This window comes from Lelliottia sp. GFLA7, from assembly GCF_056490165.1.
The window spans coordinates 687780-703880 of record NZ_JBWLAQ010000001.1; the positions used below are offsets into that span (position 1 = coordinate 687780).

Sequence of the window (16101 nt, forward strand, 5' to 3'; positions counted from 1 at the left end):
CGGGTTTTTTTTTATTTAAAATGTCTGGGCAATACGCGCAAGCCCGGCATCCACGGTTTCCACTTCACCCGTAGCCAGCAGGCAGCACGCCATCTGAAGCTTGAGAGAGTGAGGTACCGGCTCGCTTCCCGCAAGGCAACGCTCAATCCAGCGGGCCGTGGTCGCAGGATCTTTTGCCTCGGGCAGCGCAATCTCCCCGGCGGATTCTTCCGCGCGTTCAAGCACCACACGCGTTCCAGCATTGTCGATCAACGTCATCTGCGGGCAGCGCTGCGGATTCGCATACGCCTCTCCTTCCGTTCCGTGCATCAGTAGTGCTCTGCCACCGATATCGGCAAAAAAACCAGCGACACGGGTGACATATTCCGGGTGAGACACGCTGGACAGACGCAGCGCCGCATCTTCCGCGAACGGCGTCGCCAGTTTCGCCAGCGTATGCGCGCTGTTACGCACGCCCATCCGCCAGCGCATATCCAGCTGCTTTTCGAGCGGCGGACACAAGGCGTTAACCGGAATGTAAACGGGGTGAGGTCCATCGAGTTTGGCCTGAGCCTGACCGGCATGAAGCGTAGGCGCAACACCAAGCAGGGTAAAAATGGTTTCGGTCAGCACGCGAGTTGGATCGGCGCTCACCCCGTGCACCACCACCGGGAATCCCAGTTTGTGGAGCAACATCGCCAGCAGAGGCGTCAGGTTCGCCTGTTTGCGTGCGCCGTTATAACTGGGGATCACAATCGGCATCGGCTTGCCCACCGGCGGCGTCAGTTGCAGGGTGTGAGCCTGCATCGCCTCGTAAAAGCCCCGCATTTCCGCTTCGCCTTCCCCTTTGATGCGCAGCGCAATTAATATGCCGCCCATTTCAAGCTCTGGCACATCGCCATTCAGCATATGGGTATACAGCGCACGGGCGGTTTCCTGGTCCAGATCGCGAGCATGATTTTTCCCGCGCCCTACCTCTTTGATAATTTTGCGATAATCCACGACATTTCTCCTGGCGACATCTTTTTAACAATATAGCCCCGAAGAAGCGTTCGCCGACAGGTTTTTATTTACCTGCGGGACGACGCCCACGGGCACGCGGACTTTTTTTAGACGCGGGCACGACCTGAGTCGGACGCTTTTTGACTTCCGGCACGTCGGGCTGCTCGATAGGGAACACCGGCAGGGCATTCAGCAAACGCTGACCGTAGTTTTTTGTCAGCAGACGACGGTCATAAATGACGATTTCGCCCCAGCAGCCGCGGCTACGGATCAGTCGCCCGACCTGCTGAATCAAATTAAACGACGCAGCCGGCAGGCTTTGCACTTCAAACGGATAGCGATTCAGACTTTTCAGCCACTCGCCCTCAGTGATCACCACCGGACTGTCGATCGGAGGGAAGGCAATTTTGTGGATATGCACCTGCGTCAGATAATCGCCTTTCAAATCCAGACCTTCAGCGAAAGATTGCAAGCCCACCAGCACGCTGCGCTCACCGTTATCAATACGCTTACGGTGCGCTTCCACAAGGCGATAGCGTGGCTGATCGCCCTGCACCAGCAGCAGCAAACGCAGATCGGTGACGAACGTTAAGAACAGCTGCAGGGCACGGTTGCTAGCGAACAGCACCAGCATGCCGGGATATTTCTTGCTCTCCACCTGCTCGCGGAAATAGGCGGCCATTTCGGCAATATGCTGCTCTTCGTGCTCCATCAGCGGCTCATGCTGCATTTTGGGGATAACCAGTTTGCCCTGCTCACAGTGGTTAAATGGCGAATCCAGCGAGACAAAACGGTCACCCGCCTTCTCTTTTAGACCGCTCATCTCCTGCAAACGCGAGAAGCTGTTCAGCGAACGCAGCGTCGCCGACGTCACAACCACATGCGGCACGCTACGCCAGATCAGCTTTTCCAGCTGATCGCTCACGCGAATGCCCACGCAGTGGAAGAACAGATGGATTTGCCCATCTTTCACTTCGCGCGTCGCCCATTTGGTGACCGGCGCGCCAGATGCCTGGGCCATTGACGCCAGTCGCCACAGCTTGCTTTGGCTTTCAAACATGCTTAACGCGCGATTCATCTGTAATAACACGCGGTGCACGCGCACCACGTCGTGGGTACCGGTTTTCTCGCTGAGATCGTTCAAGAACATTTCGGCAAGCCCACGCAATTTTTCCAGCAGTTTCGCCAGCTGCTTGCAGATCGCCATCACCTCATCCGGCAGCTCGCCCATCGCAAAGCGGTGCTCCGCCTGCTGAGCCGCAGGAAGATAAAGGTCGAGGATAGCGTTCAGGGACGCAATCAGCGCGTAAACCTCTTCGCAGTGCTCGCTAAGACGTTCAGGCACTGCCAGCGGTGGCGTCGTTTTGGGGCGGAACTGCTCCATGCAGGTGGCGATCAGTTTGCAGAACAGATCGAGCTGGACACGGAACCACGGCGCGGTGATCTCCGCGCTCATTTCGAGTGCATCGCGCGCCACGTCCGGCAGATGGTGTCCTTCATCGAGCACCAGCAGTAAGTTTTTGGGATCGGGAAGCACCGCTTCGCTCTCGAGTGCCGCCATCACCAGCGCGTGGTTGGCGACCACAACTTCCGCTTCCTGAATTTCGCGGCGGGCAACAAAGAACGGACATTCACGGTAATAGTGGCAGTTGCGGTTAAGACAGCTGGCTTTATCGGTGCTCAGGCGTCGCCACAAATCGTCGCTGACAGCCTTATCAGTGTGATCGCGCAGGCCGTCCCATTTATAGCCGTCGAGATCGACCTTCAGCTTTGCGCACAGATCCTGTTCGGCTTTGTTGTTCGGGGTTAAATCGTCATCGAGGAACGCCAGCAAATCCTGCTGCGTCGCGTCGCTGCTGGCAAGCCCCGCCAGATTACGCGGGCAGACATAACGTCCACGGCCAAACGCCGCGGTAAACCGCAGATCGGGAATAATTTTGCGCAGTAGAGGTAAATCTTTGCTGTAAATCTGATCCTGAAGCGCCACGTTGGCGGTACTGATCACCAGCGTTTTTTGCTCTTCGCGGGCAATGGCGATCCCAGGAATTAAATAGGAGAGTGTTTTGCCGACGCCGGTCGGCGCTTCAATCGCCAGATGCCGCCCTTCGTCCCCGGCGAGCGTCTTCGCCACATCGGCAATCATCTGTCGCTGTGGGGCTCGGGGAATAAAGTCGGGGATCTGTTCCTGCAACGCCTTATACCAGGCGGCAATTTGCGCTTTGAGCGCAGCGGTTAAAGCCATCGGGGAACCTGAAATACTGTATAAACAGCCACTATTGTGGCACGTTCGAGGCGTTGTCGCAAAAAGAAAAGCCCGGCTTCAGAGCCGGGCTTCCAGATTACTGCGCGGAGGCAGGTTTACGCGGTTTGCGTCGGCGTTGGCCTTCGCCTGCGGGTTTGGCTTCTCCGCTGCGCCACGGGTTTTCGCCCGCCGGCTTTGCGTCACCGCTTCGGCGCGGAGGCTTACCTGACGCTTTCGGTGCGCCTCCTTCGGAACGACGCGGCTGCTGGCTGCGTCCACCGCCACCACCCTGTCCACGACCACCGCCGCCCTGACGACCGTTTTGAATCGGATCAGCTTTGATGGACTTATCCACTTCATAGCCTTCAATGGCGATGCGCGGAATCTCTTTCTTCAGCAGACGTTCAATGTCATGCAGCAGTTTGTGTTCATCGACGCAAACCAGTGAAAGCGCTTCACCGGTGGCCGCAGCACGACCGGTACGGCCGATACGGTGTACGTAATCTTCCGGTACGTTTGGCAGCTCATAGTTCACAACGTGCGGCAGCTCTTCGATATCCAGACCGCGCGCGGCGATATCCGTTGCCACCAGCACGCGAATGTCACCGGATTTGAAATCAGCTAATGCACGCGTACGGGCACCCTGGCTCTTGTTGCCATGGATTGCCGCACTGCGAATGCCGTCTTTATTTAGCTGTTCAGCCAGATGATTAGCGCCGTGTTTGGTACGGGTGAAGACCAGCACCTGCTGCCAATTGCCTTCGCCAATCATCTGCGAGAGCAGTTCCCGCTTACGCTTCTTATCGACGAAGTGAACGTACTGTGAAACCTGCTCAGACGCGGTGTTACGACGCGCGACTTCAATTTCCAGCGGGTTACGCAGCAGTTTTTCCGCCAGGCCTTTGATCTCATCAGAGAAGGTGGCGGAGAACAGCAGGTTCTGACGCTTAGCAGGCAGTTTCGCCAGCACGCGACGAATGTCATGGATAAAGCCCATGTCCAGCATACGGTCAGCTTCATCCAGCACCAGGATTTCGACCTGATCCAGTTTGACCGCGTTTTGATGTTCCAGATCCAGCAAACGGCCTGGCGTCGCGACTAAAACGTCAACGCCGCTGCGCAGTTTCATCATCTGTGGGTTAATGCTCACACCGCCGAAAACCACCAGCGAGCGGATATCGAGATAGCGGCTGTACTCACGCACGTTCTCGCCGATCTGCGCCGCCAGTTCACGGGTTGGCGTCAGGATCAACGCACGCACAGGGCGACGGCCCTTCGCGTGCGGCTCGTTCTGCACCAGACGTTGCAGCAGCGGCAGCGTAAAGCCCGCCGTTTTGCCGGTACCGGTCTGTGCGCTGGCCATCAGGTCACGGCCTTCCAGCACCGCAGGGATCGCCTGCTGCTGAATTGGGGTTGGCTCGAGGTAGCCCTGTTCTGCGACGGCGCGCAGAATTTCCGGGTTCAGGCCAAGGGTATCAAAAGACATAAAAACTCCGAACCGCCCCGACCGTCACAGGTGTAGTTTTCAGGGAGATAAGACGAATAGAAGAGGACAAAAACCACAATGTCACGAAGCTTCGGAGTGTAGCAGATTTTGTGACACGGCGCATAAAATATCCCTCCGTGATTCCTCAGCGAAATATTGCACCATGCGACTGGACAAGGTGAAAATTTATACATAATCTTAATCAATCGATTGATTAACTTTTAATGACGAGATGAATCCGACACCGACCACCACCAAAGGGGAACAGGCGAAAAGCCAGCTGATTGCGGCGGCACTGGCCCAGTTCGGCGAATACGGACTGCACGCCACAACGCGCGATATCGCTGCGCAAGCCGGGCAAAACATCGCGGCTATTCCGTACTACTTCGGTTCAAAGGAAGATTTGTATCTCGCCTGCGCACAGTCTATTGCTGATTTCATTGGCAGCAATTTTCGCCCACATGTCGAAGCCGCCACTGCGCTGCTTGACGCGCCATCGCCAGATCGCGACGCCATTCGTGGGCTGCTTCATGACGCGTGCAACAACATGATCCGGCTGCTGACCCATGACGATACGATGAACCTCAGTAAGTTTATCTCACGGGAACAACTTTCGCCCACGGCCGCCTATCAACTGGTCCACGAGCAGGTCATTTCCCCGATGCACACCCATTTGACCCGGCTGATCGCGGCATATACCGGTCGCGACCCCAACGATACGCAAACCATTTTGCACACCCATGCGCTGCTCGGCGAAATCCTCGCCTTTCGCCTGGGACGAGAAACGATTTTGTTACGCACTGGCTGGACACAATTTGATGAGGATAAAGCCGCGCAGATTAGCCAGGTTATCACCTGTCATCTCGATCTTATCCTGCACGGTTTAACGCTAAGGAGCCTGGAGTCATGAAAAAACCTGTCGTGGTCATACTGGCGGTCGTTGTTCTGCTGGCAGCCGGTATCGGCGGTTGGCTGTGGTATCAAAGCCAGCAGGATCGAGGTCTTACGCTTTACGGTAACGTCGATATTCGCACGCTGAATATGAGTTTCCGCGTGGGCGGGCGTCTGGAATCGCTCGCCGTTGACGAGGGCGATACGGTAAAAAGTGGGCAACTGCTCGGCCAGCTTGATAAAGCCCCGTATGAAAATGCGCTGATGCAGGCCAAAGCCAGCGTGTCGGTGGCGCAGGCCCAGTATGATTTGATGCTGGCGGGCTACCGTGACGAAGAGGTCGCGCAGGCAGAAGCCGCCGTCAAACAGGCGAAAGCGGCTTACGATTATTCGCAAAACTTCTATAACCGCCAGCAGGGGTTGTGGAAAAGCCGCACGATTTCCGCCAACGATCTGGAAAACGCTCGCTCCTCACGCGATCAGGCCCAGGCCACGCTCAAATCTGCCCAGGATAAATTGAGTCAGTACCGCACCGGTAACCGCCCGCAGGATATTGCCCAGGCAAAAGCCAACCTCGAACAGGCACAGGCGCAGCTGGCGCAGGCGGAACTGGATCTGCACGATACGACGCTTATCGCGCCATCAAACGGCACGCTGATGACCCGCGCCGTCGAGCCGGGCAGCATGTTAAGCGCGGGCAGCACAGTGCTGACCCTTTCGCTCACCCGTCCGGTGTGGGTGCGCGCCTATATTGACGAGCCGAATCTCAGCCAGGCGAAGCCGGGACGCGAAATTTTGCTGTATACCGATGGCCGTCCGGATAAGCCGTATCACGGCAAAATCGGATTTGTTTCCCCGACGGCTGAATTCACACCGAAAACCGTCGAGACGCCGGATCTGCGCACCGACCTGGTTTATCGCCTGCGTATTATCGTGACTGACGCCGACGATGCGCTGCGTCAGGGCATGCCAATCACCGTCAAATTCAACGATGGGGAAGGACATGAATGACGCGGTTATTCAACTCAACAGTCTGGTAAAACGCTTTGCGGGAATGGATAAACCCGCCGTCGCGCCACTGAACTGTACGTTGCAAAAAGGCTACGTGACCGGGCTGGTCGGCCCGGACGGCGCGGGGAAAACCACGCTCATGCGTATGCTCGCCGGGTTGCTAAAACCGGATGAAGGCAGCGCCACGGTGCTCGGGCTTGATCCGATTAAAAACGACAGTGAACTGCACGCCATCATGGGTTACATGCCGCAGAAGTTTGGTCTGTACGAAGATCTGACGGTAATGGAAAACCTGAATTTATACGCCGATTTGCGCAGCGTAACCGGCAAAACGCGGAAAACCACGTTTGCACGGCTGCTGGAATTTACCTCTCTGGGTCCGTTCACTGACCGACTGGCGGGCAAGCTTTCGGGCGGGATGAAGCAAAAGCTGGGGCTGGCCTGTACGCTGGTCGGCGAACCCAAAGTGCTGCTGCTCGATGAACCCGGCGTGGGCGTGGACCCGATTTCGCGCCGCGAGCTGTGGCAGATGGTTCACGAGCTGGCGGGCGACGGGATGCTCATTCTCTGGAGCACCTCTTATCTGGATGAAGCCGAGCAGTGCCGCGACGTGCTGTTGATGAACGAAGGCGAGCTGCTGTATCAGGGCGAGCCAACGGCGCTGACGCAGCAGATGGCGGGACGCTGCTTTCTGCTGCACAGCCCGGAGGAGACCAACCGCAAATTATTGCAGCGCGTACTGAAACTCCCTCAGGTCAGCGACGGCATGATTCAGGGGCGTTCGGTGCGAGTGATCCTCAAAAAAGAGGCCACTGCCGACGACATTCGTCATGCCCCGAAGATGCCGCCCATTGAAATGGACGAAACCGCCCCGCGCTTTGAAGATGCGTTTATCGACTTGCTCGGCGGTGCGGGCACGTCAGAGTCACCGCTCGGCGCAATTTTACATACCGTTGAAGGCACGCCCGGCGAAACGGTGATCGAGGCGAAAGCCCTGACCAAAAAATTCGGCGATTTCGCCGCGACCGATAACGTGGATTTTGCCGTCAAGCGCGGGGAGATTTTCGGCCTGCTGGGCCCGAACGGTGCGGGGAAATCCACTACGTTTAAAATGATGTGCGGCCTGCTGGTGCCGACCTCCGGCAAAGCGCTGGTACTGGGCATGGACCTGAAGGTCAGCTCAGGAAAAGCGCGCCAGCATCTGGGCTATATGGCGCAAAAATTCTCGCTGTACGGCAACCTCACCGTTGAACAAAATCTGCGATTTTTCTCCGGCGTGTATGGCCTGCGCGGGAAAGCGCAGAACGAGAAAATCACCCGCATGAGCGATGCGTTTAGCCTGACCAATATTGCTACCCACGCCACGGATGAACTGCCGCTCGGGTTTAAGCAGCGGCTGGCGCTGGCCTGTTCGCTGATGCACGAGCCGGACATTCTGTTTCTCGACGAACCGACGTCCGGCGTGGATCCCATCACCCGCCGCGAGTTTTGGCTGCATATCAACAGCATGGTCGAGAAAGGCGTGACCGTGATGGTGACCACCCACTTTATGGATGAGGCGGAATATTGCGATCGCATCGGGCTGGTCTATCGCGGCAAGCTGATTGCACACGGTACGCCGGACGATTTAAAAGCCCAGGCCGCTGATGATGACAATCAAGACCTCACCATGGAGCAGGCGTTTATCACGCTTATCAATGACTGGGATAAGGAGCACGCCAGTGAGTCATAACAGCTTATCCTGGCGCCGGGTGCGCGCCTTGTGCGTCAAAGAGACGCGGCAGATCGTCCGCGACCCGAGCAGTTGGCTGATTGCGGTGGTGATCCCCCTGCTGCTGCTGTTTATCTTCGGCTACGGCATTAACCTCGACTCTAGCAAGCTGCGGGTGGGGATTTTGCTGGAACAGCAGAGCGAAGACGCACTCGATTTTACCCACGCCCTGACCGGCTCGCCGTATATTGACGCCACCATCAGCGATAACCGGCAGGAACTGGTTCAGAAAATGCAGGCCGGGCGCATTCGCGGGCTGATCGTCATTCCGGTCGATTTTGCCGCCAATATGGCGCGGGCAAATACCGACGCACCGATTCAGGTGATCACCGACGGCAGCGAGCCGAATACCGCTAACTTTGTGCAGGGCTACGCCGAGGGGATCTGGCAGCTGTGGCAAATGCAGCGCGCCGAAGATCGCGGGGAAAAATTTGAACCGCTGATCGACGTGCAAACCCGCTACTGGTTTAACCCGGCGGCGATCAGCCAGCACTTTATTATTCCCGGCGCGGTGACGATTATCATGACCGTGATTGGCGCGATCCTGACCTCGCTGGTGATCGCCCGCGAATGGGAGCGCGGCACGATGGAAGCGTTGCTCTCCACCGAAGTCACCCGCGTGGAGCTGCTGCTGTGTAAACTGATTCCGTACTATTTTCTCGGCATGCTGGCGATGCTGCTCTGCATGCTGGTGTCGGTATTTATCCTCGGCGTGCCCTATCGCGGCTCGCTGATTCTGCTGTTCCTGATAACCAGCCTGTTTTTACTCAGCACGCTGGGGATGGGGCTGTTGATTTCGACCATTACCCGCAACCAGTTTAACGCCGCGCAGGTGGCGCTGAACGCCGCGTTTCTGCCGTCGATTATGCTGTCCGGGTTTATTTTCCAGATTGACAGCATGCCAGCGATTATCCGCGCGGTGACCTATATCATTCCGGCGCGTTATTTCGTCAACACGCTGCAAAGCCTGTTTCTGGCGGGCAACATTCCGTCGGTGTTAGTGGTCAATATTCTGTTTTTGATGGCGTCGGCGGTGATGTTTATCGGCCTGACATGGATGAAAACTAAGCGGCGGCTGGATTAAGGGGAAATTATGTTTCATCGTCTATGGACGTTAATTCGCAAAGAGCTGCAATCCCTGCTGCGTGAGCCGCAGACCCGTGCGATTCTGGTGCTGCCGGTGCTGATTCAGGTGCTGCTGTTTCCGTTTGCCGCCACGCTTGAGGTCACCAACGCCACGATCGCGATTTACAACGAAGACAACGGTAAACACTCGGTCGAGCTGACCCAGCGTTTTGCTCGCGCCAAAGCCTTTACCCACGTGCTGCTGCTGAAAAGTCCGCAGGAGATCAAGCCGACTATCGACACGCAAAAGGCGCTGCTGCTGGTGCGTTTCCCGGCTGATTTCTCGCGGAACCTGGATACCTTCCAGACCGCGCCAATGCAGCTGATTCTTGACGGGCGCAACTCCAACAGCGCGCAGATTGCAGCGAATTACCTGCAACAGGTGGTGAAAAATTATCAGCAGGAGCTGATGGATGGTAAGCCGAAACCGAATAACAGCGAGCTAGTAGTGCGCAACTGGTACAACCCGAATCTGGATTACAAATGGTTTGTCGTGCCGTCGCTTATCGCCATGATCACCACCATTGGCGTGATGATCGTGACGTCGCTGTCGGTAGCGCGTGAACGTGAACAAGGGACGCTCGATCAGTTGCTGGTGTCACCGCTCGCCACGTGGCAGATATTTGTCGGAAAAGCGGTTCCCGCGCTGATCGTCGCCACGTTCCAGGCCAGCATTGTGCTGGGAATTGGTATCTGGGCGTATCAGATTCCGTTTGCCGGATCGCTGGCGCTGTTTTATTTCACGATGCTTATCTACGGGTTATCGCTGGTGGGATTCGGTCTGCTGATTTCAGCGCTGTGTTCTACGCAGCAGCAGGCGTTTATCGGCGTATTTGTCTTTATGATGCCAGCGATTTTGCTGTCGGGATACGTGTCGCCGGTCGAAAATATGCCGGTCTGGCTGCAAAATCTGACGTGGGTAAATCCCATCAGGCACTTTACGGATATCACGAAGCAAATTTATCTGAAGGATGCGAGCATGGATATTGTGTGGGGAAGTTTGTGGCCGCTACTGGTCATAGCGGCCACGACAGGCTCAGTGGCGTACGCGATGTTTAGACGAAATATTGCGTAACTTTTTCTCTTTGGTCAGTAACGAAACCACTGCGGGTCCTGCAAGGATTGCCAGACCCGCCAGGGCCAGCAACAGGTTGTTTTGCAGCACGCGTGACAACAGCCACAGCACGATCATTGCCGCACCAAAATACCAGGTGGTGGTGAGCTCTTCGAGCACATCACCCACTTCGCGCCAGCGTGCTTCGTGGTGACGCTGTAAAAACAGCATCGACAGCACGGTCACGCCATACATGACGCATAGCCCTAAGCCGACACGCACCAGCGCGCCGCTCATCCAGCCCATTACCAGTACCGCCACGACCAGTAAATGCAACATAATCTGCCAGCAACTGAGGCCAGTTGTGACGCGAATGCGTTGTTGCCACTTCATGGCTTCTCTCCTGAAGGATATTTCTCTGCTAGTTCAGAGTACCGCACTTTACGGAAAATTCCGTAACGCCGCATCTTTTTGTGACGCCGACTACACTTTATTTTCATCAGGATAGTGACGCTGGCAGGAAAATATGACGCAAAAAAACCGGCATTTTTCATTAAAAATATTGACGATAAACACACACAAGGGCTTCACGGCATTTAACCGCCGCTTCATTTTACCCGAGCTACGGGATGCGGTACGTACCGTCGGTGCAGACATCGTGTGCCTGCAAGAAGTCATGGGCGCGCATGAGATTCACCCCATGCATGTCGAAAACTGGCCGGATACCACCCATTACGAATTTTTGGCCGACACCATGTGGAGCGACTATGCCTACGGGCGCAACGCCGTCTACCCTGAAGGGCATCACGGCAATGCGGTCCTGTCACGCTTTCCCATCGAACATTATGAAAATCGCGACGTTTCGGTGGGCGAAAGCGAAAAACGCGGGCTACTTTACTGTCGGATTACGCCGCCAGAACTGGCGTTTCCGATTCACGTTGGGTGCGTGCATCTGGGCCTGCGCGAAGCGCATCGTCAGGCGCAGCTGAACATGATGGCGAAATGGGTGAATGCCCTGCCGGAAGGCGAACCTGTGGTCGTCGCGGGCGATTTCAACGACTGGCGGCAGCGCGCCAACCATCCGCTGAAAGCTCAGGCTGGGCTGGATGAAATCTTTACTCGCGCACACGGCCGCCCGGCCCGCACCTTCCCGGTGAGTTTCCCGGTGCTTCGCCTCGACCGAATTTATGTGAAAAACGCGCACGCCAGCAGCCCAACCGCGCTGGCGCTGCGCACATGGCGTCATTTATCCGACCACGCCCCTTTAAGTGCGGAGATCCACTTATGAAAAGTTCATGGCGAGAAGGAAACCGGATCACGCTGCTGGAAAATGGTGACGAGTATTATCCAGCCGTGTATGCCGCTCTTGATAAGGCCCAGCACAGGGTGATTCTGGAAACGTTTATCTGGTTCGAAGATGGCGTGGGGCGTCAGCTTCATGAGGCCGTTTTGCGTGCCGCACAGCGCGGCGTCAAAGTTGAAGTGCTGCTCGATGGCTACGGCTCACCCGATCTGAGCGACGCGTTTGTCAACGAACTCACCTCGGCGGGCGTGGTGTTTCGTTATTACGATCCACGCCCTCCTCTGCTGGGCATGCGCACCAACGTGTTCCGCCGTATGCACCGCAAAATTGTGGTGGTGGATGATACGGTTGCGTTTGTCGGCGGGATTAACTATTCCGATGAGCACATGTCCGATTACGGTCCTGAAGCCAAACAGGATTACGCGATACGCGTTGAAGGCCCGGTGGTTCTGGATATTTTGCAGTTCGAACTGGAAAACCTGCCCGGCGAATCCGTGACGCGTCGCTGGTGGAAACGCCGTCACCGTCCGGAAGAAAACCGTCAGCCGGGCGAAGCGCAGGCGCTGTTCATCTGGCGCGATAACGATGAGCATCGTGACGATATCGAACGGCATTATTTGAAAATGCTGGCCAACGCGAAGCGTGAAGTGATTATCGCGAACGCCTATTTCTTCCCGGGCTACCGCCTGCTGCACGCTATGCGCAATGCCGCACGACGCGGTGTGCGGGTCAAACTGATTGTACAGGGCGAGCCGGATATGCCGATTGTCACCGTTGGCGCGCGTCTGCTGTACGATTATCTGGTCAAAGGCGGCGTGCAGATTTATGAATATCGCCGTCGTCCCCTGCACGGCAAAGTCGCGCTGATGGACGATCACTGGGCGACGGTCGGCTCCAGTAATCTCGATCCGCTAAGCCTGTCGCTGAATCTTGAGGCCAACTTGATTATCCACGATCGCGAATTTAACCAGACCTTGCGCGATAACCTGAGCGGGATTATCGCCCGCGACTGCGTGCGGGTGGACGATTCAATGGTGCCCAAACGGACCTGGTGGAACTTGACCAAAAGCGTGGTGGTGTTCCACTTCCTGCGCCACTTCCCGGCTCTCGTCGGCTGGCTGCCCGCCCACACGCCTAAACTGGCGCAGGTCCCGGCACCGGTTCAACCTGCCATGGAAACCCAGGATCGCGTCGAAGCCGAAAACACGGGGGTGAAGCCGTAATGAGCAAATCACATCCTCGCTGGCGAATGGCCAAAAAAATCCTCACCTGGCTCTTTTTTGTGGCGGTCATCGTCCTACTGGTGGTGTACGCGCAAAAAATTGACTGGGAAGAGGTCTGGAAAGTCATCCGCAACTATAACCGTACGGTGCTGCTCAGCGCCGTCGGGCTGGTTGTCGTGAGCTATCTGATTTATGGCTGTTACGACTTACTTGGACGCGCATATTGCGGGCATAAGCTGGCGAAACGCCAGGTCATGCTGGTGTCGTTTATCTGCTATGCCTTTAACCTTACGCTCAGCACCTGGGTGGGCGGTATCGGAATGCGTTACCGGCTTTACTCGCGGCTTGGGCTGCCGAGCAGCACCATCACGCGCATTTTCTCACTGAGCATTACCACCAACTGGCTGGGCTATATTCTGCTCGGCGGGGTGATTTTTACCATCGGCGTGGTGCAGTTACCGGCGCACTGGTATATCGACGAAACCACGCTGCGGATTTTGGGCATCGTTCTGCTGCTGATTATCGCGGTGTATCTGTGGGCCTGCGCATTCGCAAAACACCGTCACATGACCATCAAAGGGCAAAAGCTGGTTCTGCCGACGTGGAAGTTTGCCCTGATGCAGATGGCGATTTCCAGCGCCAACTGGATGGTGATGGGCACGATTATTTGGCTGTTGATCGGCGAAGACGTGAACTATTTCTTTATCCTGGGCGTACTGCTAGTGAGCAGTATCGCGGGCGTCATCGTGCATATTCCGGCGGGGATCGGCGTACTCGAAGCGGTGTTTATCGCGCTGCTGGCAGGGGAACATGTTTCTCACGGCAAGATTATCGCCGCGCTGCTGGCCTATCGCATGCTGTACTACTTCTTACCGCTTGCGCTGGCAACGGTTTGCTATCTACTTCTGGAAAGTCGGGCGAAGAAATTGCGGGCGAAAAACGAGAAGGCGATGGCGAAATAAAAGTAAAACGGCAACCTCGTTGCCGTTTTTCGTGTTGGTTCCCTCTCCCGTGGGAGAGGGTCAGGGTGAGAGCGCGAGACCGCACCGCCACCCGGCAAAACAACATTAACGACGGTTGCCGAAAATACGCAGCAGCATCAGGAACAGGTTGATGAAGTCCAGATACAGCGTCAAAGCACCAAGAATGGCGTATTTGCGCAGGTTTGAACTGTCGCGCACGTCGATTTGCTCGCCGATGTTTTTCAGCTTTTGGGTGTCGTACGCGGTCAGACCGACAAAGACGATCACCCCGATGTAGGTCACGGCCCACATCAGCGCTTCACTTTTCAACCAGAAGTTCACCAGCGACGCCAGCACGATACCGATCAGCGCCATAAACAGCATGTTGCCAAAACCGCTCAAATCACGTTTGGTGGTGTAGCCGTAAAGGCTCATCGCACCAAACATCCCGCCGGCAACCACGAAGGTGCTGGCGATAGACGAGTAGGTATAGACGATAAAGATGCTGGAAAGCGTCAGGCCGGTGAGCGCGGAATAGAGCATAAACAGCGTGGTCGCCATTCCCGCGCTGAGCTTTTGCACGAGACCAGAGAGCACAAAGACCAGCGCCAGTTGCGCGATAATCAGCCCAAAGAAGGTGATTTTGCTGGAGAAGACAAACATCATCACTGCGGGCGTATTTGCGGCATACCATGCGATAAACGCGGTTAACAGCAAGCCACAGGTCATCCAGCCGTACACCTGCGCCATATACGTTTGCAGGCCGCTACGGGTCTGCTGAACGATTGAATCCGAACGTGGAAATCGGTCCATGATAACTCCTCATTAAGTGGACATTTACCGTTAAGATTAACACATCTGCGGGCGTCGGTTACCAGCGGCTGGCGGCGTCTTTATCGCTGTCGCGTGATTCGACCCAGCGTTCGCCTTCCGGCGTGGCCTCGCGCTTCCAGAATGGTGCCCGGGTTTTAAGATAATCCATGATAAATTCCCCCGCTTCAAACGCGCTGCTGCGGTGAGAACTGGTGACGCCAACAAAAACAATTTCTTCACCCGGCCACATTTCGCCGATACGGTGAATCACCGTGATGCGTCCCAACGTCCAGCGCGAGCGCGCCTCTTGCACGATGTCCGCCAGCGATTTTTCGGTCATCCCGGGATAATGTTCGAGCGTCAGCGCTTTGACGCTGTCGCCCAAATTATGGTTGCGGACTTTGCCCGTAAAGGTGACGACCGCGCCGTCTTCATCGCGCTCGGCAAGCCAGGTGTATTCTTCCCCGACACTAAAACGCGCGGGACTGACGATGATTCGCGTGTCACTCATCGTTAACCCCCTGTCACTGGCGGGAAAAACGCAACTTCATCGCCAGTCTTAACGGGATGGCTGAAATCCACCAGCGTCTGGTTAACGGCGGCTAATAATTTACCCTCTTCCAGCGCGAGCGCCCAACGGTCGCTTTGCGTCGCCAGGTGCGCACGCAGCGCGTCAACGGTATCGAAAGAGCCGTCCACAGTCAGAGCGTCGGTATTCACCAGCTCGCGAACCTGCGCGAAAAACAGAACCTTAATCATGACTGTCGGCCTTAAAATCGCCGGATTTCCCGCCGCTTTTCGTCAGCAGTCGAACCGGACCAATCACCATATCTTTTTGCACTGCTTTGCACATGTCGTAAATGGTCAGTGCCGCGACAGAGGCCGCCGTTAAGGCTTCCATTTCTACGCCGGTTTTACCGGTCAAGCGGCATAACGATTCGATACGCACGCGGCTGTGTTCTGGTTCGGCCAGCAGGTTTACTTCGACCTTGCTCAGCATCAGCGGATGGCAGAGCGGGATGAGATCCCAGGTGCGTTTCGCCGCCTGAATCCCGGCGATGCGCGCCGTGGCAAACACGTCGCCTTTGTGGTGGCTGCCGTCGATAATCATCGCCAGCGTTTCAGGCAGCATGGTGACAAAAGCTTCGGCACGCGCTTCGCGCACTGTTTCGGCTTTGGCAGAAACATCCACCATATGGGCTTCGCCCGCGGCGTTAATGTGGGTGAGTTGCGACATAA

Annotated in this window: 16 protein-coding genes; 8 read left to right on the forward strand and 8 right to left on the reverse strand. The window is 56.2% G+C overall.

Translation table 11 applies throughout. From position 1 onward, the window contains the following. Window positions 1–15 precede the first annotated feature (15 nt). The 3 genes from ybiB to rhlE form a co-directional block, all read right to left on the reverse strand. Entirely contained in the window at window positions 16–981 is a 966-nt protein-coding gene (gene ybiB / locus AC07RN_RS03350) for a DNA-binding protein YbiB (RefSeq protein WP_012016690.1), read from the reverse strand. A gap of 64 nt (window positions 982–1045) precedes the next feature. Beyond that, the gene (gene dinG, locus AC07RN_RS03355) at window positions 1046–3223 is read right to left on the reverse strand and encodes an ATP-dependent DNA helicase DinG (protein WP_478335570.1); all 2178 of its coding nucleotides are present in this window, start codon (window positions 3221–3223) and stop codon (window positions 1046–1048) included. A gap of 97 nt (window positions 3224–3320) precedes the next feature. Beyond that, a complete protein-coding gene (gene rhlE, locus AC07RN_RS03360) occupies window positions 3321–4709 on the reverse strand; it encodes an ATP-dependent RNA helicase RhlE (RefSeq protein WP_235135148.1) in 1389 nt (462 codons plus the stop codon). A gap of 232 nt (window positions 4710–4941) precedes the next feature. On the opposite strand from rhlE, the gene cecR reads away from it, so the two are divergent. From cecR to AC07RN_RS03385, 5 genes are read left to right on the forward strand one after another with little or no spacing between them, the layout of a single operon-like run. Further along, window positions 4942–5619, forward strand: coding sequence for a transcriptional regulator CecR (cecR, locus tag AC07RN_RS03365; protein WP_478335571.1), 678 nt, complete (start codon window positions 4942–4944; stop codon window positions 5617–5619). Next, complete coding sequence (hlyD, locus tag AC07RN_RS03370; protein ID WP_449553643.1) at window positions 5616–6611, forward strand: secretion protein HlyD; 996 nt, start codon at window positions 5616–5618, stop codon at window positions 6609–6611. The genes cecR and hlyD overlap by 4 nt, the downstream gene beginning before the upstream one ends. Beyond that, complete coding sequence (locus tag AC07RN_RS03375) at window positions 6604–8343, forward strand: ATP-binding cassette domain-containing protein (protein ID WP_478335572.1); 1740 nt, start codon at window positions 6604–6606, stop codon at window positions 8341–8343. Before hlyD ends, AC07RN_RS03375 begins: the two co-directional genes overlap by 8 nt. Further along, window positions 8309–9466: an ABC transporter permease gene (locus AC07RN_RS03380; RefSeq protein WP_190275372.1), complete on the forward strand. Its 1158-nt coding sequence runs from the start codon at window positions 8309–8311 to the stop codon at window positions 9464–9466. Before AC07RN_RS03375 ends, AC07RN_RS03380 begins: the two co-directional genes overlap by 35 nt. Window positions 9467–9475: 9 nt before the next feature. Next, window positions 9476–10582 carry an ABC transporter permease gene (locus tag AC07RN_RS03385; RefSeq protein WP_012016683.1) on the forward strand — a complete coding sequence of 369 codons (1107 nt, stop codon included), beginning with the start codon at window positions 9476–9478 and terminating at the stop codon, window positions 10580–10582. On the opposite strand, the gene AC07RN_RS03390 is transcribed toward AC07RN_RS03385, so the two are convergent. After that, on the reverse strand, window positions 10544–10954 hold the full coding sequence (locus tag AC07RN_RS03390) for a YbhQ family protein (protein ID WP_012016682.1): 411 nt from the start codon (window positions 10952–10954) through the stop codon (window positions 10544–10546). The two genes, AC07RN_RS03385 and AC07RN_RS03390, sit on opposite strands and share 39 nt — an antisense overlap. Before the next feature lie 133 nt (window positions 10955–11087). On the opposite strand from AC07RN_RS03390, the gene AC07RN_RS03395 reads away from it, so the two are divergent. Genes AC07RN_RS03395 through AC07RN_RS03405 form a run of 3 tightly spaced genes read left to right on the forward strand, consistent with a single transcriptional unit; the run spans window position 11088 to window position 14049 of the window. Then, the gene (locus tag AC07RN_RS03395) at window positions 11088–11849 is read left to right on the forward strand and encodes an endonuclease/exonuclease/phosphatase family protein (RefSeq protein WP_012016681.1); all 762 of its coding nucleotides are present in this window, start codon (window positions 11088–11090) and stop codon (window positions 11847–11849) included. Beyond that, entirely contained in the window at window positions 11846–13087 is a 1242-nt protein-coding gene (gene clsB / locus AC07RN_RS03400) for a cardiolipin synthase ClsB (protein WP_478335573.1), read from the forward strand. The genes AC07RN_RS03395 and clsB overlap by 4 nt, the downstream gene beginning before the upstream one ends. Next, entirely contained in the window at window positions 13087–14049 is a 963-nt protein-coding gene (locus AC07RN_RS03405; RefSeq protein WP_478335574.1) for a lysylphosphatidylglycerol synthase transmembrane domain-containing protein, read from the forward strand. The genes clsB and AC07RN_RS03405 overlap by 1 nt, the downstream gene beginning before the upstream one ends. 105 nt (window positions 14050–14154) lie before the next feature. Here AC07RN_RS03405 and AC07RN_RS03410 read toward each other — a convergent pair whose 3' ends face one another. From AC07RN_RS03410 to moaC, 4 genes are read right to left on the reverse strand one after another with little or no spacing between them, the layout of a single operon-like run. After that, the gene (locus AC07RN_RS03410) at window positions 14155–14862 is read right to left on the reverse strand and encodes a Bax inhibitor-1/YccA family protein (protein ID WP_012016678.1); all 708 of its coding nucleotides are present in this window, start codon (window positions 14860–14862) and stop codon (window positions 14155–14157) included. Window positions 14863–14920: 58 nt separating this feature from the next. After that, window positions 14921–15373 (reverse strand): molybdopterin synthase catalytic subunit MoaE, encoded by a 453-nt coding sequence (moaE, locus tag AC07RN_RS03415; protein WP_478335575.1) that lies wholly within the window; start codon window positions 15371–15373, stop codon window positions 14921–14923. Window positions 15374–15375: 2 nt separating this feature from the next. Next, the gene (gene moaD, locus AC07RN_RS03420; RefSeq protein ID WP_012016676.1) at window positions 15376–15621 is read right to left on the reverse strand and encodes a molybdopterin synthase sulfur carrier subunit; all 246 of its coding nucleotides are present in this window, start codon (window positions 15619–15621) and stop codon (window positions 15376–15378) included. Beyond that, window positions 15614–16099, reverse strand: a complete 486-nt coding sequence (moaC, locus tag AC07RN_RS03425) for a cyclic pyranopterin monophosphate synthase MoaC (protein WP_478335576.1) — start codon at window positions 16097–16099, stop codon at window positions 15614–15616. The genes moaD and moaC overlap by 8 nt, the downstream gene beginning before the upstream one ends. Between the last annotated feature and the right edge of the window lie 2 nt (window positions 16100–16101).